Here is a 25,771-nt window from a genome sequence, read left to right on the forward strand (position 1 = left end):
CTAATTGAGCTTAGCGACGCTTTTTGGTCAGCTCGATAACTCGTAGCTGAGCAATGGCTTTAGCCAGTTCACTGGCCGCTTGTGCGAAGTCCATATCACCGTGCTGATTCTGGATTTGCTCCTCAGCGCGACGCTTGGCTTCTTCTGCCTTCGCTGCGTCTAGATCTTCACCACGAATCGCAGTATCAGCCAGTACTGTAGCAGTACCAGGCTGAACTTCGACCATACCACCAGAGACATAAATGAACTCTTCGTGGCCGTGCTGTTTCACAATACGCACCATACCAGGCTTAATAGCGGACAGCAGCGGTGTGTGGCCGTGGAAAATACCCAGCTCACCTTCGCTACCGGTCACCTGAAACGTTTCTACACGACCGGAGAAAATACGTTTCTCAGCGCTTACTACGTCTAGGTGAAAGGTTATTGGTGCCATATCGCCTCCTAGTTAGCCTTATAGCTTCTTCGCATTCTCGATAGCATCGTCAATCGTACCGCAGTACATGAACGCTTGCTCTGGAATGTCATCGTATTCACCAGCTAGTAGACCTTTGAAGCCACGTAGTGTCTCTTTAAGAGGTACGTAAACGCCTGGGTCACCTGTAAATACTTCCGCTACGTGGTAAGGCTGAGTTAGGAAACGCTCAATCTTACGTGCACGAGATACAACTTGCTTATCTTCTTCAGATAGCTCGTCCATACCTAGAATCGCGATGATATCTTTCAGCTCTTTGTAGCGCTGAAGTGTCTGCTGAACGCCACGAGCTGTGTCGTAGTGCTCTTGACCAACTACTAGTGGGTCTAGCTGACGAGAAGTCGAATCTAGTGGGTCGATCGCTGGGTATAGACCCATAGCTGCGATGTTACGGTTAAGTACAACCGTTGCATCCAAGTGCGCGAACGTTGTTGCTGGAGACGGGTCAGTCAAGTCATCCGCAGGTACGTATACCGCCTGTACAGACGTGATAGAACCTTGCTTAGTTGACGTGATACGCTCCTGTAGTACACCCATCTCTTCTGCAAGAGTTGGCTGGTAACCTACCGCAGAAGGCATACGACCTAGAAGTGCTGATACCTCAGTACCTGCAAGCGTGTAACGGTAGATGTTATCAACGAACAGAAGTACGTCACGACCTTCGTCACGGAAACGTTCTGCCATTGTTAGGCCAGTCAGTGCAACACGTAGACGGTTACCTGGTGGCTCGTTCATCTGACCGTAAACCATCGCTACTTTAGATTCTTCAGGCTTCTCAACGTTTACAACGCCCGCTTCCTGCATCTCGAAGTAGAAATCGTTACCTTCACGAGTACGTTCACCAACACCAGCAAATACTGATAGACCTGAGTGTTGAAGTGCGATGTTGTTGATAAGCTCCATCATGTTAACGGTCTTACCTACACCTGCACCACCGAATAGACCGATTTTACCCCCCTTAGCGAATGGACAAACCAAGTCGATTACTTTAACACCAGTTTCTAGAAGTGCTGTTTCGTTTGATTGCTCTTCGTAGCTTGGTGCTTCACGGTGAATAGAGTAAACCTCTTCTGCACCGATCTCACCACGCTCATCAATCGCGTCACCTAGGACGTTCATGATACGACCTAGAGTTTTAGTACCTACTGGTACTGAAATTGGAGCGCCAGTGTTAACCACTTCAACGCCACGACGTAAACCATCAGAGCTACCCATTACGATACAACGAACTACGCCACCGCCTAGCTGTTGTTGAACCTCAAGAACTAGACGCTCTTTAGATTCTGTAACGTTTAGAGCGTCATATACACTTGGTACTTCGCTCTGTGGGAACTCTACGTCGACTACCGCACCGATGATCTGTACGATCTTACCTGTAGCCATCGTTAATCCTCTAAACTATTTCGTTTTACCTAAGCTTAAACCGCAGATGCACCACCAACGATTTCCGATAGTTCTTGTGTGATCGCAGCCTGACGGGCTTTGTTGTACACAAGTTCTAAATCTTCAATCAAGTTGGTTGCGTTATCCGTTGCAGCCTTCATCGCAATCATTCGAGCCGCTTGCTCACAAGCAAGGTTCTCAACCACACCTTGGTATACCTGAGACTCTACGTAACGCACTAGAAGTGTGTCTAATAGAGGTTTTGGCTCAGGCTCATAGATGTAGTCCCATGAGTGCTCACGCTGCATCTCTTCGCTGTCCGATTTAGGCAAAGGTAGCAATTGATCGATCGTTGGTTGCTGAATCATAGTGTTCACAAACTTGTTGAACACCACATATAGACGATCCAGTTCACCTTCATCGTATTTCTTAAGCATTACGCCAACAGAACCGATTAGGTCTTCTAGGCTTGGGCTATCACCCAGACCAGAAACCTGTGCCGCAACTTTTGCGCCACCATGTTTGAAGAAAGCTGTTGCTTTTGAACCAATTACAGCCAGTTCAACTTCAGCACCTTTCTCTTTCCATGATTGCATGTCTGTAACGGCTTTTTTGAACACGTTAATGTTCAAACCACCACACAGACCACGGTCTGTCGAAACGATGATGTAACCAACACGTTTAGCTTCACGCTCTTCTAGGTACGGATGACGGTACTCTAGATTTGCATTAGCCACATGACCGATCACTTTACGCATTGTTTCAGCGTATGGACGAGAAGCTTCCATTGCGTCTTGAGAACGACGCATTTTTGAAGCTGCTACCATTTCCATCGCTTTCGTAATTTTCTGAGTGCTTTTAACACTACCGATTTTATTACGTATCTCTTTTGCGCCGGCCATCGTTACTCTCCGTTAGTTGGTGGCAGAAACTGCCACCGACCTAATTACCAAGTTTGGGTTGCTACGAAGTCGTCAGTCAGTTTCTTCAACTGAGCTTCAACTTCATCGTTGTATGCACCCGTCTTGTCGATCTCAGCTGCGAATTCAGCGTATTGACCGCGAGCGTACGATAGTAGAGACGCTTCGAAATCTAGCAGTTTGCTTAGTTCAACATCTGCTAAATAGCCGCGCTCTGCCGCGAAGATTACTAGTGCTTGGTCAAATACAGACATTGGAGCGTACTGCTTCTGCTTCATTAGTTCTGTAACTTTTTGACCATGGTCTAGCTGTTTCTTCGTCGCTTCATCAAGGTCAGACGAGAACTGTGCGAATGCCGCTAGTTCACGGTACTGAGCTAGTGCAGTACGGATACCGCCAGATAGCTTCTTGATGATTTTCGTCTGAGCTGAACCACCTACACGAGATACTGAGATACCTGGGTCAACCGCTGGACGTACGCCCGCGTTGAATAGCTCAGTTTGTAGGAAGATCTGACCATCGGTAATCGAGATTACGTTAGTCGGTACGAATGCTGAAACGTCACCTGCTTGAGTTTCGATGATAGGAAGAGCAGTTAGAGAACCAGTCTTACCTTTCACTTCACCGTTAGTGAAACGCTCTACGTACTCTTCGTTTACACGAGCTGCACGCTCTAGTAGACGCGAGTGTAGGTAGAATACGTCACCTGGGAATGCCTCACGGCCTGGTGGACGTTTTAGTAGTAGAGAGATCTGACGGTAAGCTACCGCTTGCTTAGATAGATCATCGTAAACAATCAGTGCGTCTTCACCGCGATCGCGGAAGTATTCACCCATCGCACAACCTGCGTATGGCGCTAGGTATTGTAGCGCTGCAGATTCAGAAGCAGATGCAACAACAACGATAGTGTTAGCTAGCGCGCCGTGCTCTTCTAGTTTGCGAACTACGTTAGCGATAGTCGATGCTTTCTGACCGATTGCTACGTAGATTGAGAAAATACCAGAGTCTTTCTGGTTGATAATCGCATCGATCGCCATTGCTGTTTTACCAGTCTGACGGTCACCGATTACAAGCTCACGCTGACCACGACCGATTGGGATCATTGAGTCAACTGATTTGTAGCCAGTTTGTACAGGTTGGTCTACCGATTTACGGTCGATTACACCTGGTGCGATTACTTCTACAGGCGAAGTCAATTTAGCTTCGATTGGACCTTTACCATCGATAGGCTCACCTAGTGTGTTCACTACGCGACCTAGAAGTTCTGGGCCAACTGGCACTTCAAGAATGCGGCCAGTACCTGTAACTTTCATGCCTTCCTTAAGGTCAGCATATGGGCCCATTACTACCGCACCAACCGAGTCACGCTCAAGGTTAAGTGCTAGTGCATAACGGCCACCCGGTAATTCAATCATTTCACCTTGCATCACGTCCGCTAGGCCGTGGATGCGGATGATACCATCGCTTACCGATACGATAGTACCCTCGTTGCGAGCTTCACTAACAACGTCGAAAGATTCGATACGTTGTTTGATTAGATCGCTAATTTCCGTGGAATTAAGTTGCATGCTCCAATCCCCATTAAGACTGCAATGCATCGCTCAGGCGGTTCAAACGACCTCGCGCTGAGTCATCGATGACTAGGTCTCCGGCTCGAATAATAACCCCACCAAGTAGGGTCTCATCTACGCTGCAATTCAGCTTCACTTTACGTTCAAGACGCACTTCAAGTTTGCTGCCAATGTTTGCTAGCTGTTCATCAGAAAGTTCGCTTGCTGAAATCACTTCAACATCGATTTCTTTCTCATGCTCTTTCTTCAATAAGAAGAATTGCTCACAAACATCTGGAAGGGCCGTTAGACGACCATTCTCAGCCATAACCTTAATCAGGTTTTGACCGTGTGCATCAACTTGTTCACCGCAAACTGCAACAAAAATCTCCGCCAATTTGTCAGCAGAAACAGAACCCGTTAGAAGTTCATTCATTTGTTCGTTTTTGGCAACTTCAGTAGCGAAAGACAACATTTGGCCCCATTGGTCCAATTGGTCTTTGTCTACAGCAAAGTCAAAAGCTGCTTTAGCATAGGGGCGTGCGATTGTAGTCATATCAGACATATGCGCCCCCAGACTTAAAGTTTTGCAGTAATGTTGTCGAGAATATCTTTCTGAGCGTCTTTATCGATAGTACGCTCAAGGATTTTCTCGGCACCAGCTACAGCCAGAGTAGCAACTTGTTTGCGCAGCTCATCGCGGGCACGATTACGTTCAGCTTCAAGTTCTGCTTCCGCTTGCGCTAGGATTTTCTGGCGTTCTGCCTGAGCTTCCTCGCGAGCTTCATCAATAATTTGAGACTTACGCTTGTTCGCTTGGTCGATGATCTCAGTTGCTGTGCGCTTCGCTTCTTTCATCTGATCAGAAGCGTTGGCTTGTGCTAGATCCAAGTCTTTTGCAGCACGTTCTGCTGCTTGAAGACCGTCAGCAATTTTCTTCTGACGTTCTTCGATCGCTTGCATCAACGGTGGCCATACATACTTCATGCAGAACCACACAAATAGTGCGAACGAGATTGCTTGACCTAGCAGAGTTGCGTTTATATTCACAACAGCTACTCCCTTTTAAGAATCAACTACAAAAATACAATTAACAGAGTTGTTAATTAGCCTGCTAGTTGACCCACAAATGGGTTTGCGAAAGTGAATAGTAGCGCGATTACGATACCGATCATTGGAACCGCATCAAGTAGACCTGCGATGATGAACATCTTAACTTGTAGCATAGGAGCCATTTCTGGTTGACGTGCTGCACCTTCTAGGAATTTACCACCTAGTAGTGCGAAACCAATCGCTGTACCAAGAGAAGCAAGACCGACGATAATACCTACGGCGATTGCAGAAAAGCTCAGTAAAGTTTCCATTACTATCTCCAATTTATAGTTGTTGGCTTAGTGCCCAAATAAAAAGCTTAAAAAATTAATGATCAGCGTCTTCGTGTGCCATTGACAGGTAAACAATTGTCAACATCATGAATACGAAGGCTTGAATCGTAATAACCAAGATATGGAAGATTGCCCACGGTAGTGAACCCATCCATTGTAAGTACCATGGTAGCATTGCCGCACAAAGAATGAATACAACCTCACCCGCGAACATGTTACCGAATAGACGCATACCAAGAGAAAGAGGCTTCGCTAGTAGCGATACCACTTCGATCAGTAGGTTAAACGGAATCATTAGTGGGTGATTGAATGGATGTAGTGCAAGTTCTTTTGCGAATCCACCTAGACCTTTCACTTTGATGCTGTAGTAAATCATCAATGCGAAAACGCCTAGAGCCATAGCCATGGTGATATTCACATCAGCAGACGGTACAACCTTAAGATAAGGGATACCTAGCCAATGCTCTGCTGGGTAAGGTAAGAAGTCGATCGGGACTAAGTCCATCACGTTCATCAAAAATACCCAACAAAAGATAGTCAGTGCTAAAGGCGCGATCAGTGGGTTGCGTCCATGGAACGTGTCTTTGACGTTTTCCGCGACAAATTCAACGATCATTTCTACAGCACACTGAAGCTTACCCGGTACACCCGCTGTTGTTCTCTTCGCTACTTTGTAAAAAATTCCGAGGAAGATTAAACCAGTAAACCAAGAAAAAAACAGGCTATCGATATGTACGTTCCAGAAACTTGCTTCATCCGCTACCAAGCCTAACTTAGCTAAAGAAAGGTTTGATAAGTGGTGGGCAATGTAACCGGACGATGTTAGCGCTTCACCTGGCGCAGCCATAACTCATCCTATTTTTTGTTGTTAATGAATAGCACTGGTGCACAGATATTAATACCTAGTACCAGCAAATAGGTTAGTTTGAGGGGAACAAGTTCCACCTGCATATACATGTAGGCTACGTAGAACAACACAACCGTGATGAGGATTTTCAGAACTTCGCCTGTATAGAAAGACGCCGCGATGCGTTTGGCAGCACGAGCCCCACTAAACATAAAAGCACATAGCGCAAAGACAGCATTGGCAACAACAAAGATGCCTCCACCTACCAGCGCTGAAATTCCCCATTCAGGATTCACGGCTATCGCCATTCCTGCAGCCACAAAAATAACCGCGCCAGACTGGATCATTAACAATTGCTTTGCGAGCTCTCGTCCTGGTCTAGCTAACGCAGCTACCATGTATTCGTACCTCTAGTAATATCCACTTTGCACTAAACTCTCTGTGCAGGGAAATTGGCGAAAATTATACGGTGCGAACAATTGAATGCAATTATATTGCATCAAAAACTTACAGTTTTGTTTACAATCCGACAACTTTCACACAAAATTCGATTATTTTAATTAATTGACCTAAATCAATTATCTCATTTAGGCCTCTAGCTTGGCAATCAGTTGATCCAATTTGTGAGGCTCATCAAGACTTATCGTCACTTTCGCTTTGCCGTTTGCAGAACGGACCAAAGAAACCTTAGCATCAAGCAGTTGACTCAATTTATGCGACATTTGCTCCGCTTCGGTATCTTCTTGTTGAGCTTTTTGCTCATTTTGTGGGGCTAAGCACTTTTTTACTAACTGTTCGGTTTGGCGAACGGTCATTTGCTTCTTAGCCACTTGTTGAGCCACTTCAACCTGCTGCTCGCCTTCCAAGGCTAACAGAGCTCGAGCATGACCCATTTCTAATTTTTTGTCTGCAACCAGACCTTTTACATCAATTTCTAACTGATTTAGACGTAATAGGTTACTTACTGTGGTTCTTGATTTGCCAATCACATCGGCCACTTGCTGATGCGTTAGCGTGAATTCATCCTGTAGACGCTCAAGCGCTTGAGCTTCTTCAATCACATTCAAATCTTCACGTTGAATGTTCTCGATAAGCGCCATCGCAATTGCAGCGCGGTCTTCGACCTTTTTCACCAAACAAGGTACTCGTTTTAGACCGGCTTGCTTTGCTGCGCGCCAACGGCGTTCACCAGCGATAATTTCAAACTGACCACTCGCCACTTGGCGAACCACGATTGGCTGAATGATGCCTTGCGATTGAATTGAAGCTGCGAGTTCTTCTAGCGCTTCTGGCGCCATATCTTTGCGCGGTTGGTAAACACCAGGCTGCAATTGACCAATCGCCAAATCAGTCAGTTCACCGTCTGCCGACAATGCTTGGCTGTGCGATGCAATGTGCTGTTTTTCACGAGCCAACGAACTGGTCGACAACAACGCATCCAGTCCTTTTCCTAGACCACGCTTAGACATAGGAGGAATTCCTTAGGTTAGAGAGTTAAACTGGGATTTCTTCGCGGCGGAGCATTTCGCCCGCTAGAGCAAGATACGCTTTGGCGCCCGCAGAGTACTTGTCATAGTACATTGCAGGTTTACCATGGCTCGGCGCTTCGGCCAAACGCACATTACGTGGGATCACAGTACGGTAAACTTTACTACCAAAGTGTTTTTTAAGTTGATCGGATACTTCATTAGACAGGCGGTTACGTGGATCGTACATGGTACGCAGTAAACCTTCGATTTTGAGGTTTTCATTGACCACGGCCGCTAACTTGCTGATTGTATCCATAAGAGCAGTTAAACCTTCTAACGCAAAGTATTCACATTGCATCGGCACCAGCACAGAGTCGGCTGCGGCCATAGCATTGATTGTAAGAAGGTTTAGAGAAGGAGGACAATCAATAAAGATGAAATCATAGTTATCGCGAACTGACGCAAGGGCGTTTTTCAGACGCACCTCGCGCGCGAATACTTCCATCAGTTTGATTTCTGCAGCAGTGACGTCGCCGTTCGCTGCAATCAGATCGTATTTCCCTGTGGTTTCAGTACAAACCACTTGATCAAACGGGGTATCTTCAACCAGAAGATCATACGCCGTCGCGTCAACCATGTACTTGTCGACGCCACTGGCCATCGTAGCATTGCCTTGAGGGTCGAGATCGATCACCAAAACCTTGCGCTTTGTTGCCGCCATCGAAGCTGCTAAGTTAATGCACGTTGTTGTTTTGCCGACCCCACCTTTCTGGTTGGCGATTGCTACAATTTTACCCACGATTACCTCGCTAATTTTCCTTGCGCGATAAGATTACTAGATGACGATCACCTTCCAACTCAGGAACAGCTAAAGATATGATCTCCGTCACACTACACCATTCAGGAAGCAGATCTATTTCATCTTTAGGGTGAAGACCTTTCAAAGCCAAGAACACCCCAGAATCTTGTTTAGGCAGATGATGACACCATTCCACCATGTCCGTCATTGAAGCAAAAGCTCGACTCAAAACGCCATCAAATTTTTCTTCTGGCTGGAATTCTTCGACGCGACTTTGAATTGCCGTCACATTTTTCAGCCCTAGCGTGTGCACAACTTGCTTGATAAAGCGGATGCGTTTGCCAAGGCTATCGAGCAAGAAGAAGGTCTTCTCTGGATTCATGATTGCCAATGGAATTCCTGGCAAACCTGGTCCTGTGCCAACATCGATAAAACGCTCACCTGGTAAGTGAGTGCTAACGACGATGCTATCAAGGATATGTTTCACTAGCATCTCAAGTGGGTCACGAACCGACGTTAGGTTGTATGCTTTGTTCCACTTGTCGAGCAGTTCGACGTAACCGACTAACTGCTCGCGTTGTTTTTCAGACACTTCCAAATCAGTTTGGGCGATCAGAGCATCCAATCTTGTGCGTAAAGCGCTCATTACTCTTCCTCACCTTTTTTCAGCAAGCCGTGCTTCTTCAGGTGAACAAGCAGAATCGAAATCGCAGCCGGCGTAATACCAGAAATACGTGATGCTATCCCGATGCTTTCTGGTTTCGCTTCTGTCAGCTTAGCGACTACTTCGTTGGACAGACCTTTCACGTCTTTGTAATCCAAGTCCGCTGGCAGCTTAGTGTGCTCATGGCGCAGTGATTTTTCGATCTCTTCTTGCTGACGCTTGATGTAACCATCGTACTTGACTTGAATTTCAACTTGCTCTGACGCTTGTTGATCTTCTAGAGCAGGAGCAAAAGCATCCAGTTGCGTCAATTGTGAGTATGAGATCTCTGGACGACGAAGAAGATCTTCACCGCTTGCTTCACGTGCCATTGGTGTTTTCAATAGCTTGTTCAGCTCATCGATACCTGCAGAATTTGGGTTCATCCACGTCGATTTCAGACGTTGACGCTCGGTTTCCATGTTCTCGATTTTTTCATTGAAGCGTGCCCAACGCACATCATCAATCAAACCAAGTTCACGCGCTTTTTCCGTCAAACGTAGATCTGCATTGTCTTCACGAAGCAACAGACGGTATTCCGCACGAGATGTGAACATGCGGTACGGTTCTTTGGTACCCATGGTCGACAAGTCGTCAATCAATACACCCATGTAAGCTTGGTCACGGCGTGGGCTCCAGCCTTCTTTGCCTTGACTGTGCAAACTTGCGTTCAAGCCTGCCATCAAACCTTGTGCTGCCGCTTCTTCGTAGCCAGTTGTACCGTTGATTTGACCCGCAAAGAACAGACCGCTGATGAATTTAGTCTCGTAAGTTTGCTTCAAATCTCGTGGGTCGAAGAAATCGTACTCAATCGCGTAACCTGGGCGAACGATGTGTGCGTTTTCAAAACCTTTCATTGAACGAACGATTTGTACTTGCACGTCAAACGGCAAGCTGGTGGAAATACCATTCGGGTATAACTCGTGCGTGGTTAGGCCTTCTGGCTCAATGAAGATTTGGTGACTGTTTTTATCCGCAAAACGCATCACTTTGTCTTCGATAGACGGGCAGTAGCGCGGACCAATACCTTCGATCACGCCTGCGTACATTGGGCTGCGATCAAGGTTATTGCGGATCACATCATGAGTTTGCTCATTGGTGTGAGTAATAAAACATGGGATTTGGCGCGGTTGATGCTCACGTTTACCCATGAATGAGAATACTGGTGTTGGGTTGTCACCGTGCTGTGCTTCTAACACAGAGAAATCGACACTGCGCGCATCGATACGTGGTGGTGTACCCGTTTTCAGACGATCCACACGGAATGGGAGTTCACGTAATCGATCCGCTAATGCGATCGATGGTGGATCCCCAGCGCGACCGCCTGAAGAGCTTTCCATACCAATATGGATCTTACCGCCAAGGAAAGTACCTACGGTTAAAACCACAGCTTTTGCGTGGAATTTCAGACCCATTTGAGTCACAACGCCAACCACACGATCTTGGTCCACAATCAGATCATCAACCGATTGTTGGAACAGAGTTAGGTTTGATGCGTTTTCTAGCGCGTTGCGTACGTACGCCTTGTACAATGCACGGTCAGCCTGCGCGCGAGTTGCACGAACAGCTGGACCTTTAGAGGCATTTAGCGTTCGGAATTGAATACCCGCATGGTCAATGGCTTCTGCCATCAGACCGCCCATAGCATCCACTTCTTTTACTAAGTGACCTTTACCGATACCACCAATCGCCGGATTACATGACATCTGGCCTAATGTATCGATGTTATGGGTAAGAAGGAGTGTTTTTTGTCCTGTGCGTGCAGATGCGAGCGCGGCTTCCGTTCCTGCGTGTCCGCCACCGACAACAATGACGTCAAAGTTTTCGTGATAAAGCATGAACTGACCTCAGGTATTCAAAGGATTTAATGGACAGATAAAAAAGAGCGGTATTTTACCTTTTTTCTCTGTGAGAGAGAATCGTTTTCTCGCTTTACAAATTTTAGTCCCTAAGACTATATATATAAGATCTATATATATGATCTTTTATTGGATCTATTATTAGGATCGACCGTTTCTGTGGATAACTAGAAAATGATCAACAAGATCATGGATCTTCTTTGGATCATATCTTGTGATCATGACTTGATCAGTTCGAGGATTTCCTGAGATCAAAATGCGGGGTTATACACAGGGGGGTAAATATATCAAAGTTGTTCTTGGGATAACTAAAGGAAAGTCACCGGATCTTACCTTACTTATCCACAGATGGTTTGGGTGTTTTTTGAGCGGTTGAACAAAAAGTTTTGTAGGAAGTTATTCACAAAGAGGAGAAACAGAGCCGCGATGCGACTCTGTAAGAGAGGTATTAAGCGGTAAAGCGTGCCAGATTCTCCTTCAACCACACCTCTGCAGCGTCTTCAGGTACATCATGGCTGAGTACATCAATCTTCAAGCAGTCAGTGATTGGCGTTGCACCAATGTCTTCTAACAGGTCATAAGCATGCTGACCTGCTGCGCAGAATGTATCGTAGCTTGAATCTCCAATCGCAATCACCGCGAACTTCACATCGGCCATCTTAGGCGGTGTGTTTTGTAATGCAGCAATAAAAGGTTGGATATTATCTGGGTATTCACCTGCGCCGTGAGTTGAAGTGATCACTAGCCAAGTGCCTTGGTTCTCGATCGATGACAACTCTGGTTGGTTGTGGATCGTCGTTTCTAAACCGTTTTCATTGAGCAGATCACTCAGGTGATCACCTACGTATTCTGCGCCACCTAGCGTACTGCCTGTAATAATGTGGATCATGTGTCTTCCTTTATTGAGCCATACTCACGCCTTGGGTAACCACAGTGCGTCAGTACAAAAAGAAACGCGGCGTTAAACTTATGCTTAACACCGCGCGTTTTGATTATTTACCGATACAGAATGAGGAGAAGATTCTGCCGAGGAGGTCATCAGAGCTGAACTCGCCAGTAATCTCATTCAAGTGCTGCTGAGTAATACGCAGCTCTTCTGCCAAGATTTCCCCTGCCATATAGCCTTCAAGCTGTTCTTGGCCGATTTGAAGATGCTGAGCAGCACGTTCTAGCGCATCTAGGTGACGACGACGAGCCATAAAGCCGCCTTCGGTATTGCCTGAGAAGCCCATGCATTCTTTTAAGTGAGTACGCAAAGCATCCACACCTGCGCCTGTTTTTGCTGAGAGGCGAATCAGTGTCGGATCATTTACATGGCAGATCCCCATATCTTCGCCCGTTTGATCCGCTTTGTTGCGGATCACCGTCATGCCAATACTGTTTGGCAAGCGATCAACGAAGTCTGGCCAAATGTCTTTTGGATCAGTTGCGTCAGTTGTGGTGCCATCAACCATAAACAGAACACGGTCTGCTTGGGCGATTTCATCCCATGCACGCTCGATACCGATTTTCTCTACTTCATCAGAAGCATCACGCAGACCAGCGGTATCGATGATGTGTAAAGGCATGCCATCGATATGGATGTGTTCACGCAATACGTCACGCGTAGTACCGGCGATATCCGTAACGATAGCGGATTCTTTGCCAGATAGAGCGTTCAGTAGGCTTGATTTACCAGCATTAGGACGGCCTGCAATTACGACTTTCATGCCTTCACGCATGATCGCGCCTTGGTTGGCTTCTTTACGTACCGCATCTAGGTTATCGATGATCGTTTGTAGGTCACCAGACACTTTACCATCGGCCAAAAAGTCGATTTCTTCTTCTGGGAAGTCAATGGCCGCTTCCACGTAGATACGTAAGTGGATCAGAGATTCCACCAGCGTTTGGATACGTTGTGAGAACTGGCCTTGCAATGATTGCAGTGCTGATTTTGCTGCTTCTTCTGAGCTGGCATCAATCAGGTCGGCAATCGCTTCTGCTTGAGTTAGGTCCATCTTGTCGTTTAAGAAGGCGCGCTCTGAGAACTCACCAGGTCGAGCGGCACGTACGCCGTCGATACCTAAGATACGCTTAATCAGCATATCCATTACCACAGGGCCACCGTGGCCTTGCAGTTCAAGTACGTCTTCGCCTGTAAACGAATGAGGGTTAGGGAAGTACAGGGCAATGCCTTGGTCTAGCACGGTGCCATCTTCCGCTTGAAATGGCAGATACTCTGCGTAGCGAGGCTTTAGCGTCTTACCTGTGACTTCTAGCGCCACTTGATTGGCCTTAGGGCCAGAAACACGAATAATGCCGACACCACCACGACCGGGTGCGGTAGCCTGAGCGACAATCGTATCTGTAGTCATAATCTTGCCTTTTGAGCTGGGCTATAGGGTTTACACCCCTAGGGAGCCAGAACCAATTAATTAGCTGAATTGTAATCAGCCAAAAACAAAAAGGCGACCTTTTGGCCGCCTTTCTTATGCTTTTCTATCAAGGTTACTTAGTGTGTAAGCCTTTTTTCTCCAGCGCTTTGTAAATCAAAGTTTGCTGGATAAGCGTAACGATGTTCGACACCAACCAGTATAGAACTAGGCCTGATGGGAAGAACAAGAAGAAGAAGGTAAACATAACCGGCATAAAGGTCATGATCTTCTGCTGCATTGGATCCGTTACTGTTGTTGGGCTCATCTTCTGGATTAGGAACATTGACGCACCCATCAGTAGAGGCAGGATGTAGTAAGGGTCCTGCGCTGAAAGGTCATGAATCCAACCGAAGAATGGAGAGTGACGTAGCTCAACCGATTCCATTAGTGCCCAGTATAGAGCGATGAAGATAGGCATCTGTAGGATAAGAGGTAGACAGCCGCCCAGAGGGTTCACTTTCTCTTTCTTATACAGTTCCATCATCTCTTGGCTCATGCGCTGACGGTCATCACCGATGCGCTCACGCATAGCTTGCAGCTTAGGCTGTAGCATACGCATTTTCGCCATAGACGTGTATTGCGCTTTCGTTAGTGGGTACATTGCACCACGAACGATGAAGGTCAAACAGATGATTGCCACACCCCAGTTACCCACGAAGCTTTGGATGAAAGCAAGCAATGAGTGAAGTGGTTTAGCGATGAACCATAGCCAGCCGTAGTCCACTACCAGGTCTAGGTTTGGTGCTACTGCAGCCATTTCTTTTTGTAGCTTAGGACCAACCCATAGTGTTGCTTCAAACTTCGCTTGGTCACCCGTTGCGATAGTTTTGTTTGGCATACGTACGCCGATGTCACCTAGGTTACCAATCACGCGAGTGTACAGGTTAGTACCTGGTTCGTTGCGTGGGATCCAAGCTGCAGCGAAGTAGTGTTGGATCATTGCTGCCCAACCTTGGCCATCTGCTAGGTTGATAGACAGGTTACGATCCTGCATATCTTCAAAGCTGTATTTCTTGTAACGAACGTCTTCTGTTGAGTAAGCACCACCACGGTAAGTCGGCATTGTGATGCTACCACCAGCGTCCATTAGGTTTTGACGCAAGTGAGCGTACATACCAAATGTTGCGTTGTTACCAGAGTTGTTCACAACATCGTATTCTACGTTCAGCGCGTAACTGCCACGTTTGAATACGTAAGTCTTGATGTATTCGATACCGTTTGCAGTGAATGTCATTGGAACGCGTAGTTCGTCTTGACCGTCAGCTAGAGTAAAGCTGTCTGCGCTCACGTTGTAGTGAGGACGGTTAGTGCTGCTAAGGTCGATACCTTGAGGACCCACTAGACCGCTTTGCGCGATGAACTGGTGGCCTTTAGTGTCTTTTAGCAGAACGAATGGGTCTGATGAATCAAGTTCAGCAGCGTATTTGTTCAGGTCGGCATGTACCACATCGCCACCAACGGTGTCGATCGACAGAGTTAAAACATCAGTCGTTACTGTGATAGTTTTTGCAGAAGCTTGCTGTTGGCCAGGAACTGGATCCAAGTCATCAGCAAAAGATGGTGCAGGTAGAGTACTGCTTGATTGAGCCTGTTCAACCGCTTGAGGTGCTGGATTCTTTGCTACTTGCCATTGTTGAAACAGCAAGAAAGAAACCAGTGCCAGAGCGATAAGCAGGATATTACGTTGAGAATCCATCGTTAGTTATCTCTGTCTTGTTTTTGGACTGGTGGAACGGGGTCATACCCCCCTTCATTCAAAGGGTGGCATTTTAATAGACGTTTGCCTGATAACCAACATCCTTTTACAAAACCGTGAGCTCTCAAAGCTTCTAGCGCGTAAGTGGAACAAGTTGGAGTGAACCGGCAACGAGGACCAATCAGAGGGCTGATAAACCAGCGATATAGATTAATGAGCCCAATGGCTATCCACGTGAAGGGCGAGACAGGCGATGCCATAGCTTATCAAACAACTTAAATAATTCCTCATTGCTTAAATCTTGCGCGCTTTTCTTCGCAATCACAACAAAATCTTTATTTGGAAGTTGATGTTGATTGTTACGAAAGCTTTCACGAGCCAAACGCTTAAAGCGGTTACGACCAACAGCAGTTTTGATTTGCTTTTTCGGAACAGCTAAACCTAATCGAGGATGAGAAAGTTTGTTATTGCGTGCAATGATGGTGAAATGAGGCGAGCCAGCTCGATGAGCTTGCTGGAAGACGTTTTGATAATGCTCGGGAGTTAACAAGCGTAACTCCCGATTAAACGCGTACGTGTTCAAAATAAACTAGCGATTATTTTGATAGGCGCGCACGGCCTTTTGCACGACGTGCGTTGATAACTTTACGACCGTTCTTAGTTGCCATGCGAGCACGGAAGCCGTGAGTACGCTTGCGCTTTAGAACTGTAGGTTGAAAAGTGCGTTTCATGATAATTACCTTTACTGATCAGTAGTTTTAGGTTCTTGTTAAACCCGGCGTGGGCATTTTGCTTTCTTTATATAAAGAAGCTCTTTATTAAAGAAGAACAACCGACGCCTCTCAACAAAGAGGCGGAATTGTAATCACACTCACATAATGTGTCAATGACTCATGAGTACGAAATTCCGGCCGGGCGATTATACGTAGTGTGAGTAAAATCTCAAGGATCGATTGATCTTGATGCTTGATCTTTACTCTATTCCAACTTGGTTAAGGAATTTTTTCAAACGAGGATCTTGTGGATTATCGAAGATATCTTGTGGAGAACCTTGTTCAACGATGTTGCCTTCAGCCATAAAGATCACTCTATCCGCCACTTCTTTGGCAAATTGCATCTCGTGCGTGACCACTAACATGGTTTGATGCTGATTGGCTAACTTCTTCATTAATGAGAGAACTTCTCCAACCCATTCCGGATCCAATGCAGAAGTTGGCTCATCAAAAAGCAGCAGTTCTGGTTGCAGCGCCATCGCTCGGCCGATACCCACACGTTGTTGTTGGCCACCAGACAGAGCCGCTGGATAACTTTCTCCTTTATCGCCAAGGCCGATGTCATCCAGAATTTCTTGAGCACGCTTGAGAGCGTCTTCTTTTTTCCAACCGCGTACCGTGATCAAGCCTTCTGCGATGTTCTGACGCGCGTTCATATGAGCAAATAGGGCATAGTTTTGGAAAACGAACCCAGTTCGGCGGCGCAGAGCCAATACTTCGGCTTTGGTATGCTTTTGTGTGTCGACGGAGATGTCATCGATGGTAATGCGACCTTCGTCTGCTTGCTCTAAGAAGTTAACAGTACGTAGAAGTGTCGATTTACCCGTACCACTTGAGCCAATAATAACGATGATCTCACCTTGCTTGATATCGAGATCAATACCTTTGAGGACTTCTGTTTCGCCAAAGCGTTTGTGGATATTTTCTAATTTGATCATCGTACGTACGCCTTATTCAATTTCGCTTCTGCCCAAATTTGTACTCGAGTCAGAATCACCACCACACCCCAGTAGATAAGAGCGACGGCAAGGAAAGCTTCGAAGAAGCGGAAGCTAGAAGAGGCCTCCATCTGCGCTTTAGCCATGATTTCAGCCACACCCAGCGTGAAGGCGAGGGAAGTGGACTTAATCATATCGATGAAATAGTTCATTAAAGAAGGCAGTGCGACGCGCGTTGCTTGTGGCAAAATCACCCGACGCATCGCTTGAGGTGTTGTCATCCCCACTGACAAGCTCGCTTCCATCTGACTGCGATCGATACCAATAATGGCGGCACGAATACTCTCTGCCATATAAGCAGCAAAGTGGAGCGTTAAGCCAATCACTGCTGCAGAAAAGGCATCAATGCCCACCATGAATGGGAAGATTTGCGGTAAGCCGTAGTAGAGCAAAAACAGTTGTACCAAAAGCGGAGTACCACGGAAGAAGCTGATGTAAAGTTGACTCAATTGGTCGAAAACTGGCAGCTTAAATACGCGAATGTTCGCTAAAATAACGGCTAGAATCAGTGAAAAGACCAATCCCCATGTGGCCATTTCCATGGTTGTGCCAAGATACTTGAGCAGTATTGGCAGCAGTTCCAACATGTAATTAAAATCAAATCCCATACGACTTACCTTGAGAAAAGAAAAGGTGGAATACGAAGTTCCACCTTGTCATTGAGTTAAAAAAGGACGCGAGATAAAGCTCTGCGTCCTAAAAGAAGAGAAGTTTTACTTAGTGATGTCGGCACCAAACCATTTCACAGAAATCTTCTCTACTGTTCCGTCGGCACGCATCTCTTCAAGCGCTTTATTCACTTCTGCCTGTAGCTTACGACCTTTTTCGTTATCAACGAATGGCCAAGCGTTTTGAATCGTTTCAAATGGTTCACCCGCGAGTTGTAGTGGTAAACCAGTTTTCTTAATCAGTTCTAATGCAGACAGACGGTCCATAACGAACGCATCAGCACGGCCTAGCGCTACATCGTGCTCAATACCAGTATCGTAAGTCTTGATGTTGATCTTGCCGTCTTTGTCGTAGCTGCGAAGCAACTGCTCAAAGTTAGAGCCTAGGTTAACCGCAACGGTTTTGCCTGCTAGATCTTCTACACCTTGGATGCTGTCGTTGCCTTTACGTACGGTAATTTGCGCACCATCTACCACGTATGGGTCTGCAAACAGGTATTTCGCTTTACGTGCGTCTGTCATGGTGATCTGGTTTGAGATGGTATCAATACGGCCCGTTTCTAGAAGGCCAAACAAACCAGAAAAGTTCGCTGTTACGTATTCGATCTTGTAATCGTTACGTTTACCGATCTCATCCCACATATCCACTTCAAAACCTTGTAGCTTATCTTGCTTCACAAAGGTGAATGGGAAGTAACGGCCAGACATGCCTACTTTTACTTCAGTAGCAGCTTGAACGGTCGCGGCAGACAAAGCAATGGCTGCAACGGCAACCTTAATCCAGTTTTTCATAATACATCTCCATACTTTTATGGTTGGAAATACTACTGTCAGTTAGCTCAATTAAAGAAATAACCAAGTGCAATAACCTAGACCTCAGAGTAATAAGATCTTATTTGGTATAGATAGTAGCCAAGATATAGGGATAAATGATGAAAAAACGATCGGAAAGAGCAGAAATAACGATCGAAAAAAATCGATGAACCGAAATTCATTCACAGAGTTATCACCAATTGCTCGATCTGGCTGATTTTGCCCAAATGTGGATCAATGTGTGGGCAAATTTGGGGCAAGATGTGTTGATCTCGCTTAGTTGGGCGAAATAATTGTGAATAACTTAGATCTTATTCACTGGATCATCGATCAATTGCTGGCGATCTTGGTTATCAACAGGTAAAATTGCCAGTCTTTTCCGATAATTCAAATACTCAGTGGGGGCACCGTGTCATCTTCGCTTTGGTTGCAATGTTTGCAGCAGCTTCAAGAAGAGCTACCAGCTACAGAATTCAGCATGTGGGTTCGTCCGTTACAAGCGGAGCTCAATGACAATACTCTCACTCTGTTCGCTCCAAACCGCTTTGTTTTGGATTGGGTTCGCGACAAGTACCTGAACAGCATCAACCGTCTACTGCAGGAATACTGCGGTAACGACGTCCCTAGCTTGCGCTTTGAAGTGGGCAGTCGCCCAGTTGCAGCTCCTAAGCCGGCACCGACACGCACGCCAGCTGATGTGGCCGCTGAATCTTCAGCACCAGCGCAATTGCAAGCTCGTAAGCCTGTACATAAAACGTGGGATGACGACGCTCAAGCGATCGCGAACATCAACCACCGCTCAAACGTGAACCCAAAGCACAAGTTCAACAACTTCGTGGAAGGTAAGTCGAACCAACTCGGTTTGGCTGCAGCACGTCAGGTTTCAGATAATCCGGGCGCAGCTTACAACCCGTTGTTCCTATACGGTGGCACGGGTTTAGGTAAAACGCACTTGTTGCATGCTGTGGGCAACGCGATTGTGGATAACAAGCCAAACGCGAAAGTGGTGTACATGCACTCTGAGCGTTTTGTTCAAGACATGGTAAAAGCACTGCAAAACAATGCGATTGAAGAATTCAAACGTTACTACCGCAGTGTTGATGCGCTTCTTATCGATGACATTCAGTTTTTTGCTAATAAAGAGCGTTCACAGGAAGAATTCTTCCATACCTTCAACGCGTTATTGGAAGGTAACCAACAGATCATTCTTACTTCAGACCGTTATCCAAAAGAGATCAGCGGTGTGGAAGATCGTCTAAAATCACGTTTTGGTTGGGGTCTAACGGTTGCGATCGAGCCGCCTGAATTAGAAACCCGCGTAGCGATCTTGATGAAGAAAGCCGAAGACCACCAAATCCACCTAGCGGATGAAGTGGCGTTCTTTATTGCCAAGCGTCTACGTTCTAACGTTCGTGAACTGGAAGGTGCGCTGAACCGCGTTATTGCAAACGCCAACTTCACAGGTCGCCCAATTACGATTGATTTTGTTCGTGAAGCGCTGCGCGATCTGCTTGCTCTACAAGAGAAGCTTGTAACGATCGACAACATTCAAAAGACGGTCGCTGAATATTACAAGATTAAGGTTGCTGACCTACTATCTAAACGTCGCTCTCGCTCGGTTGCTCGTCCTCGTCAGTTGGCGATGGCGTTGGCAAAAGAGCTGACCAATCACAGCTTGCCAGAAATTGGTGATGCGTTTGGTGGTCGTGACCACACCACGGTACTGCATGCATGTCGCAAGATTGAGCAGCTGCGTGAAGAGAGCCACGATATTAAAGAAGATTACTCTAACTTGATTCGCACCCTGTCTTCGTAATCGGTTAGAATGACAGTATTCTAAGCAAATCATTAATTGAGCTGACAGCGTAAAGAGCCAAGCATGAAATTTACCATTGAACGTAGTCATTTAATCAAACCGCTACAACAGGTTTCGGGTGCACTAGGTGGCCGACCAACCCTACCAATTCTTGGTAACCTACTGATTAAAGTAGAAGAGAACGTGTTATCCATGACCGCAACCGATTTGGAAGTGGAATTGGTGAGCAAAGTGGCTCTAGAAGGGGATTTTGAAGCGGGCAGCATTACCGTTCCTTCTCGTAAATTTCTTGATATCTGCCGTGGTCTACCAGATGACTCTATTATCACCTTCGTACTAGAAGGCGATCGCGTACAAGTTCGTTCTGGCCGTAGCCGTTTCTCATTGGCAACACTCCCAGCGAACGATTTTCCTAACATTGAAGATTGGCAGAGTGAAGTGGAAGTATCACTGACTCAGTCTGATCTGCGTACACTGATCGAGAAAACACAATTCTCAATGGCGAACCAAGACGTTCGTTACTACCTCAACGGTATGTTGTTTGAAATCGACGGTACGACGCTACGTAGCGTGGCAACTGACGGTCACCGTATGGCGGTATCTCAAACACAACTTGGTGCAGATTTCGCACAGAAGCAAATCATCGTGCCGCGTAAGGGTGTACAAGAACTTGTGAAGCTAATGGACGCACCAGAGCAACCTGTAGTGCTACAAATTGGTAGCTCAAATGTGCGTGCAGAAGTGAATAACTTTATCTTCACTTCTAAGCTTGTTGATGGTCGTTTCCCTGACTATCGCCGCGTAATGCCACAAAGTACGACCAAAACACTAGAAGCAAGCTGTGATGAATTACGCCAAGCGTTTTCTCGTGCAGCGATTCTTTCTAATGAAAAATTCCGTGGTGTTCGTGTGAATCTTGCGGGTAGTGAAATGCGCATTACTGCTAATAACCCAGAGCAAGAAGAAGCAGAAGAAATGCTCGACGTGACCTTTGAAGGTGACGCTATCGAGATCGGCTTCAACGTTAGCTACGTGCTTGATGTGCTTAATACACTGCGTTGCGATAACGTACGTGTGTCGATGTCAGATGCGAACGCAAGTGCGTTGATTGAAAACGCAGACGACGACAGTGCCATGTACGTGGTGATGCCAATTCGTCTATAAGCCATCTGAATGCCACTTTCTCGCCTCATCATTCAGCAGTTTCGAAACATTAAAGCCTGTGATATTGACCTATCAGCAGGCTTTAACTTTCTTATTGGGCCGAACGGCAGCGGTAAAACCAGTGTTCTAGAAGCGATTTACTTGCTCGGACACGGACGCTCTTTCAAGAGTTCGCTGACGGGTCGAGTTATCCAAAATGAGTGTGACGAACTGTTTGTTCATGGTCGTTTTTTGAACTCGGATCAATTTGAGCTACCTATCGGCATTAATAAGCAGCGTGATGGCTCAACAGAGGTTAAAATAGGCGGTCAATCTGGACAAAAACTGGCGCAACTTGCACAAGTTTTGCCTTTACAGTTGATACATCCAGAAGGATTTGATCTACTAACGGATGGTCCAAAACATCGTCGTGCATTCATCGACTGGGGTGTGTTTCACACCGAGCCTGCTTTTTATGATGCATGGGGGCGTTTCAAGCGTCTTAACAAGCAACGCAATGCTCTGCTTAAAACGGCCAGAAGTTATCGTGAACTCAGTTATTGGGATCAAGAAATGGCACATTTGGCTGAAAACATCAGTCAATGGCGAGCGCTATACATCGAACAGATGAAAACCGTAGCGGAAACTATCTGTCAGACGTTTTTGCCAGAATTTGAGATCCAATTAAAGTATTATCGTGGTTGGGACAAAGACACCCCTTATCATGAGATACTAGAAAAGAATTTCGAGCGTGATCAGTCGTTGGGCTACACCTTTAGCGGTCCGAATAAGGCTGATCTGCGCATTAAAGTGAACGGAACGCCCGTTGAGGATGTTTTGTCACGCGGTCAATTAAAACTCATGGTGTGTGCATTGCGTGTCGCGCAGGGACAACACCTTACCGAAATGACCGGAAAACAATGTATTTACCTAATTGACGACTTTGCGTCGGAATTAGACAGCCAACGTCGCAAGCGTCTTGCTGACTGCTTGAAAGAGACGGGCGCACAAGTATTTGTAAGCTCTATCACTGAAAGCCAAATCGCCGATATGTTGGACGGTACGGGCAAATTGTTTCATGTGGAACATGGCAGGATAGAGTCAAACTAGAAGAGAGAAACTCATGTCTGAAAATTACGATTCATCGAGTATTAAGGTACTGAAGGGTCTGGATGCGGTACGTAAGCGTCCAGGTATGTACATCGGCGACACGGACGACGGCACTGGTCTTCACCACATGGTCTTCGAGGTGGTGGATAACTCAATTGATGAAGCGTTGGCAGGTCACTGTAAAGACATCGTTGTGACAATTCATGAGGACAACTCGGTTTCAGTTACGGATGATGGTCGTGGCATTCCAACAGAAATGCACCCAGAAGAAAAAGTATCTGCTGCAGAAGTTATCATGACGGTACTTCACGCTGGTGGTAAGTTCGATGATAACTCATACAAAGTATCAGGCGGTCTACACGGCGTAGGTGTTTCAGTAGTAAACGCACTGTCTGAGAAAGTGGTTCTGACTATCCACCGCGGCGGTCATATCCATACGCAAACTTACCATCATGGTGAGCCTCAAGCGCCACTAGCAGTAATTGGTGATACTGACCAAACTGGTACACAAATCCGTTTCTGGCCAAGTGCAGAAACATTCTCGAACACAGAATTTCACTACGACATCCTAGCGAAGCGTTTACGTGAACTTTCTTTCCTGAACTCTGGTGTTTCAATCAAACTGGTTGATGAGCGCGAAGCAGACAAGAGCGACCACTTCATGTTTGAAGGTGGTATCCAAGCGTTCGTTGAGCACCTAAACACCAATAAAACACCAATTATCGAGAAAATCTTCCACTTCGACTTTGAGCGCGAAGATGGTATCTCGGTAGAAGTGGCGATGCAGTGGAATGACGGTTTCCAAGAGAACATCTACTGTTTCACTAACAACATCCCACAACGCGACGGTGGTACTCACCTTGCCGGTTTCCGTGCAGCGCTAACGCGTACACTGAACTCTTTCATGGACAAAGAAGGCTTCTCTAAGAAAGCGAAAACAGCAACTTCTGGTGATGACGCGCGTGAAGGTCTAACTGCGGTTGTTTCGGTTAAAGTGCCTGATCCTAAGTTCTCAAGCCAAACTAAAGACAAACTGGTTTCTTCTGAAGTGAAGTCAGCGGTTGAATCAGCAATGGGTGAGAAACTGTCTGAGTTCCTAATTGAGAACCCGGCAGAAGCGAAGATGGTTTGTTCGAAAATCATCGATGCAGCTCGTGCTCGTGAAGCAGCGCGTAAAGCTCGTGAAATGACTCGCCGTAAAGGCGCACTAGACCTAGCAGGTCTGCCAGGCAAACTTGCAGACTGTCAGGAAAAAGATCCAGCACTCTCTGAACTATACATAGTGGAGGGTGATTCGGCAGGCGGCTCCGCAAAACAAGGCCGTAACCGTAAGAACCAAGCAATCCTACCGTTAAAAGGTAAGATTCTTAACGTAGAAAAAGCGCGTTTCGACAAGATGCTTTCTTCTCAAGAAGTAGCAACGCTGATCACGGCACTAGGCTGTGGTATCGGTCGTGACGAGTACAACCCGGATAAACTGCGTTACCACAACATCATCATCATGACCGATGCCGACGTCGATGGTTCGCACATCCGTACGCTACTGTTGACCTTCTTCTACCGTCAAATGCCAGAGCTTATCGAGCGTGGCTATGTGTACATTGCTCAGCCACCGCTTTACAAAGTGAAGAAAGGCAAACAAGAGCAGTACATCAAAGACGAAGATGCGATGAACCAATACCAAGTTGCTTTGGCACTTGATAACGCATCGCTACACGTAAACGCAGAAGCACCAGCATTGGCAGGCGAAGCGCTAGAGAAGCTAGTTCAGCAATACAATGCTGGTATCAAGCTAGCGGATCGCATGAGCCGCCGTTACCCAAGCGCGCTAGTTCATGAGCTAATCTACACGCCGCGTCTAACGGCAGAGCAATGTCACGATGCTGCAGCAGTAGAAGCGTGGACAAAACAGCTAGTTGAACAGCTAAACGCGAAAGAAGTGGGCGCAAGCCAATACAGCTTCGAAGTTGAGCAACACGAAGAGCTAGGTCTAAACCTACCTAAGATCATCGTACGTACTCACGGTGTGACTCATGACTACGCACTAAGCATCGACCTACTGAACTCGAAAGAGTACGGCAAGCTAGCGGATCTATCTGAAGCACTAGACGGCCTGCTAGAAGAAGGCGCTTACATCAAACGTGGTGAGCGTACTCAGCCAGTATCAAGCTTTGCATCGGCACTTGAGTGGCTAATCAAAGAGTCGCGTCGTGGTCTAAGCCTACAGCGCTACAAAGGTCTAGGTGAGATGAACCCAGATCAGCTTTGGGAAACCACAATGGACCCAGAGACACGTCGCATGATGCAAGTAACCATTGAAGATGCGGTAGGCGCAGACCAATTGTTCACAACGCTAATGGGTGACCAAGTTGAGCCGCGTCGTAACTTCATCGAAGAGAACGCACTGAAAGTAGCAAACCTAGACGTGTAGTCGGACAGACTCAGTCAAATCATACTGAAAACGCCATCTCGCAAGAGGTGGCGTTTTTTTATGGGGATAGAAACAAGATAAAAGAGGTGAGATACGAGAACGGCTGCGCTCTGTGGAGGCAAGAATGCTCGGCTTCAAGAGGGTTACACCTACTAAAGAGCTGGTGGTAAGTAGTGTCTTTCATTATCAATATATTAGGGCGTCATCCTCGAGAGGGAGAAACGACCGAGTCGGGGATCTAAAAATATTTTCACCGGAGCCCTTGAAAGCCCATTTTTCGACCTTATATCTAGTTATGAAGAGGGATGGCTAACTTGCTCAACAAGAGAAGAACAGCGCCTCTGGAATCGCTAAACGAGATCGCTCAGGAGAGGATACTCTGTTTTAGCACACAACTTGACCCTAGATTCGACATCATGTCCCCGCACCTAAAGAGTAGGTCAGAGGAATGAATCATCGGATCCCTTAGCTCGGCGTTTTCTTGCATAAATGCGCCACGTGGATGACCTTCATCTGGGCTAA

Annotated in this window: 26 protein-coding genes; 4 read left to right on the forward strand and 22 right to left on the reverse strand. The window is 46.5% G+C overall.

Annotation, left to right across the window (positions count from 1 at the left end; genetic code table 11):
* Positions 1-10 precede the first annotated feature (10 nt).
* The 22 genes from A9237_RS08250 to A9237_RS08355 form a co-directional block, all read right to left on the reverse strand.
* Positions 11-433, reverse strand: a complete 423-nt coding sequence (locus A9237_RS08250) for a F0F1 ATP synthase subunit epsilon (protein WP_005429758.1) — start codon at positions 431-433, stop codon at positions 11-13.
* An 18-nt stretch (positions 434-451) separates the two neighbouring features.
* A complete protein-coding gene (gene atpD, locus A9237_RS08255; RefSeq protein WP_039840091.1) occupies positions 452-1,855 on the reverse strand; it encodes a F0F1 ATP synthase subunit beta in 1,404 nt (467 codons plus the stop codon).
* A gap of 35 nt (positions 1,856-1,890) precedes the next feature.
* Positions 1,891-2,757 (reverse strand): F0F1 ATP synthase subunit gamma, encoded by an 867-nt coding sequence (gene atpG / locus A9237_RS08260; RefSeq protein ID WP_005440806.1) that lies wholly within the window; start codon positions 2,755-2,757, stop codon positions 1,891-1,893.
* Between the two features lie 44 nt (positions 2,758-2,801).
* On the reverse strand, positions 2,802-4,343 hold the full coding sequence (gene atpA / locus A9237_RS08265; RefSeq protein WP_009708033.1) for a F0F1 ATP synthase subunit alpha: 1,542 nt from the start codon (positions 4,341-4,343) through the stop codon (positions 2,802-2,804).
* A gap of 13 nt (positions 4,344-4,356) precedes the next feature.
* Positions 4,357-4,890, reverse strand: a complete 534-nt coding sequence (gene atpH, locus A9237_RS08270) for a F0F1 ATP synthase subunit delta (protein ID WP_005440809.1) — start codon at positions 4,888-4,890, stop codon at positions 4,357-4,359.
* 14 nt (positions 4,891-4,904) lie between these two features.
* Positions 4,905-5,375 (reverse strand): F0F1 ATP synthase subunit B, encoded by a 471-nt coding sequence (atpF, locus tag A9237_RS08275; protein ID WP_005451032.1) that lies wholly within the window; start codon positions 5,373-5,375, stop codon positions 4,905-4,907.
* Between the two features lie 56 nt (positions 5,376-5,431).
* Positions 5,432-5,689 carry a F0F1 ATP synthase subunit C gene (gene atpE, locus A9237_RS08280; protein ID WP_005372317.1) on the reverse strand — a complete coding sequence of 86 codons (258 nt, stop codon included), beginning with the start codon at positions 5,687-5,689 and terminating at the stop codon, positions 5,432-5,434.
* Between the two features lie 55 nt (positions 5,690-5,744).
* Complete coding sequence (atpB, locus tag A9237_RS08285; RefSeq protein WP_009708035.1) at positions 5,745-6,557, reverse strand: F0F1 ATP synthase subunit A; 813 nt, start codon at positions 6,555-6,557, stop codon at positions 5,745-5,747.
* Positions 6,558-6,565: 8 nt separating this feature from the next.
* Positions 6,566-6,955 carry a F0F1 ATP synthase subunit I gene (locus A9237_RS08290; RefSeq protein ID WP_005440813.1) on the reverse strand — a complete coding sequence of 130 codons (390 nt, stop codon included), beginning with the start codon at positions 6,953-6,955 and terminating at the stop codon, positions 6,566-6,568.
* Positions 6,956-7,144: 189 nt separating this feature from the next.
* Complete coding sequence (locus A9237_RS08295) at positions 7,145-8,026, reverse strand: ParB/RepB/Spo0J family partition protein (protein ID WP_005440814.1); 882 nt, start codon at positions 8,024-8,026, stop codon at positions 7,145-7,147.
* Positions 8,027-8,051: 25 nt separating this feature from the next.
* Entirely contained in the window at positions 8,052-8,825 is a 774-nt protein-coding gene (locus A9237_RS08300) for a ParA family protein (RefSeq protein WP_005440815.1), read from the reverse strand.
* A gap of 10 nt (positions 8,826-8,835) precedes the next feature.
* Complete coding sequence (rsmG, locus tag A9237_RS08305) at positions 8,836-9,471, reverse strand: 16S rRNA (guanine(527)-N(7))-methyltransferase RsmG (protein WP_005440819.1); 636 nt, start codon at positions 9,469-9,471, stop codon at positions 8,836-8,838.
* Positions 9,471-11,366, reverse strand: a complete 1,896-nt coding sequence (gene mnmG, locus A9237_RS08310; protein ID WP_078608020.1) for a tRNA uridine-5-carboxymethylaminomethyl(34) synthesis enzyme MnmG — start codon at positions 11,364-11,366, stop codon at positions 9,471-9,473. Before mnmG ends, rsmG begins: the two co-directional genes overlap by 1 nt.
* Positions 11,367-11,835: 469 nt before the next feature.
* Positions 11,836-12,276, reverse strand: coding sequence for an FMN-binding protein MioC (gene mioC, locus A9237_RS08315; protein ID WP_005440825.1), 441 nt, complete (start codon positions 12,274-12,276; stop codon positions 11,836-11,838).
* Positions 12,277-12,379: 103 nt separating this feature from the next.
* Positions 12,380-13,741 carry a tRNA uridine-5-carboxymethylaminomethyl(34) synthesis GTPase MnmE gene (gene mnmE, locus A9237_RS08320; RefSeq protein ID WP_005440826.1) on the reverse strand — a complete coding sequence of 454 codons (1,362 nt, stop codon included), beginning with the start codon at positions 13,739-13,741 and terminating at the stop codon, positions 12,380-12,382.
* Between the two features lie 133 nt (positions 13,742-13,874).
* Entirely contained in the window at positions 13,875-15,497 is a 1,623-nt protein-coding gene (gene yidC / locus A9237_RS08325) for a membrane protein insertase YidC (protein ID WP_009708036.1), read from the reverse strand.
* 2 nt (positions 15,498-15,499) lie between these two features.
* The gene (gene yidD / locus A9237_RS08330) at positions 15,500-15,757 is read right to left on the reverse strand and encodes a membrane protein insertion efficiency factor YidD (protein ID WP_078608021.1); all 258 of its coding nucleotides are present in this window, start codon (positions 15,755-15,757) and stop codon (positions 15,500-15,502) included.
* Positions 15,724-16,047: a ribonuclease P protein component gene (rnpA, locus tag A9237_RS08335; RefSeq protein ID WP_009699098.1), complete on the reverse strand. Its 324-nt coding sequence runs from the start codon at positions 16,045-16,047 to the stop codon at positions 15,724-15,726. The genes yidD and rnpA overlap by 34 nt, the downstream gene beginning before the upstream one ends.
* A 46-nt stretch (positions 16,048-16,093) precedes the next feature.
* Positions 16,094-16,228: a 50S ribosomal protein L34 gene (rpmH, locus tag A9237_RS08340; protein WP_005378825.1), complete on the reverse strand. Its 135-nt coding sequence runs from the start codon at positions 16,226-16,228 to the stop codon at positions 16,094-16,096.
* Between the two features lie 242 nt (positions 16,229-16,470).
* Positions 16,471-17,208 carry an amino acid ABC transporter ATP-binding protein gene (locus A9237_RS08345; RefSeq protein WP_005440831.1) on the reverse strand — a complete coding sequence of 246 codons (738 nt, stop codon included), beginning with the start codon at positions 17,206-17,208 and terminating at the stop codon, positions 16,471-16,473.
* Positions 17,205-17,876 carry an amino acid ABC transporter permease gene (locus A9237_RS08350; RefSeq protein ID WP_078608022.1) on the reverse strand — a complete coding sequence of 224 codons (672 nt, stop codon included), beginning with the start codon at positions 17,874-17,876 and terminating at the stop codon, positions 17,205-17,207. Before A9237_RS08350 ends, A9237_RS08345 begins: the two co-directional genes overlap by 4 nt.
* Before the next feature lie 105 nt (positions 17,877-17,981).
* Positions 17,982-18,728: an amino acid ABC transporter substrate-binding protein gene (locus tag A9237_RS08355; RefSeq protein WP_005440835.1), complete on the reverse strand. Its 747-nt coding sequence runs from the start codon at positions 18,726-18,728 to the stop codon at positions 17,982-17,984.
* A 430-nt stretch (positions 18,729-19,158) separates the two neighbouring features.
* Between A9237_RS08355 and dnaA the strand changes: the two genes are divergently transcribed.
* From dnaA to gyrB, 4 genes are all read left to right on the forward strand, one after another.
* Entirely contained in the window at positions 19,159-20,565 is a 1,407-nt protein-coding gene (dnaA, locus tag A9237_RS08360; RefSeq protein ID WP_005440837.1) for a chromosomal replication initiator protein DnaA, read from the forward strand.
* 63 nt (positions 20,566-20,628) lie between these two features.
* The gene (gene dnaN / locus A9237_RS08365) at positions 20,629-21,729 is read left to right on the forward strand and encodes a DNA polymerase III subunit beta (RefSeq protein WP_005440839.1); all 1,101 of its coding nucleotides are present in this window, start codon (positions 20,629-20,631) and stop codon (positions 21,727-21,729) included.
* A gap of 9 nt (positions 21,730-21,738) precedes the next feature.
* On the forward strand, positions 21,739-22,818 hold the full coding sequence (gene recF / locus A9237_RS08370; protein WP_078608023.1) for a DNA replication/repair protein RecF: 1,080 nt from the start codon (positions 21,739-21,741) through the stop codon (positions 22,816-22,818).
* 13 nt (positions 22,819-22,831) lie between these two features.
* Positions 22,832-25,249 carry a DNA topoisomerase (ATP-hydrolyzing) subunit B gene (gene gyrB, locus A9237_RS08375; RefSeq protein ID WP_017191016.1) on the forward strand — a complete coding sequence of 806 codons (2,418 nt, stop codon included), beginning with the start codon at positions 22,832-22,834 and terminating at the stop codon, positions 25,247-25,249.
* The last annotated feature ends 522 nt before the right edge of the window (positions 25,250-25,771 follow it).

The organism is Vibrio owensii, from assembly GCF_002021755.1.
Classification (GTDB): Bacteria; Pseudomonadota; Gammaproteobacteria; order Enterobacterales; family Vibrionaceae; genus Vibrio; species Vibrio owensii.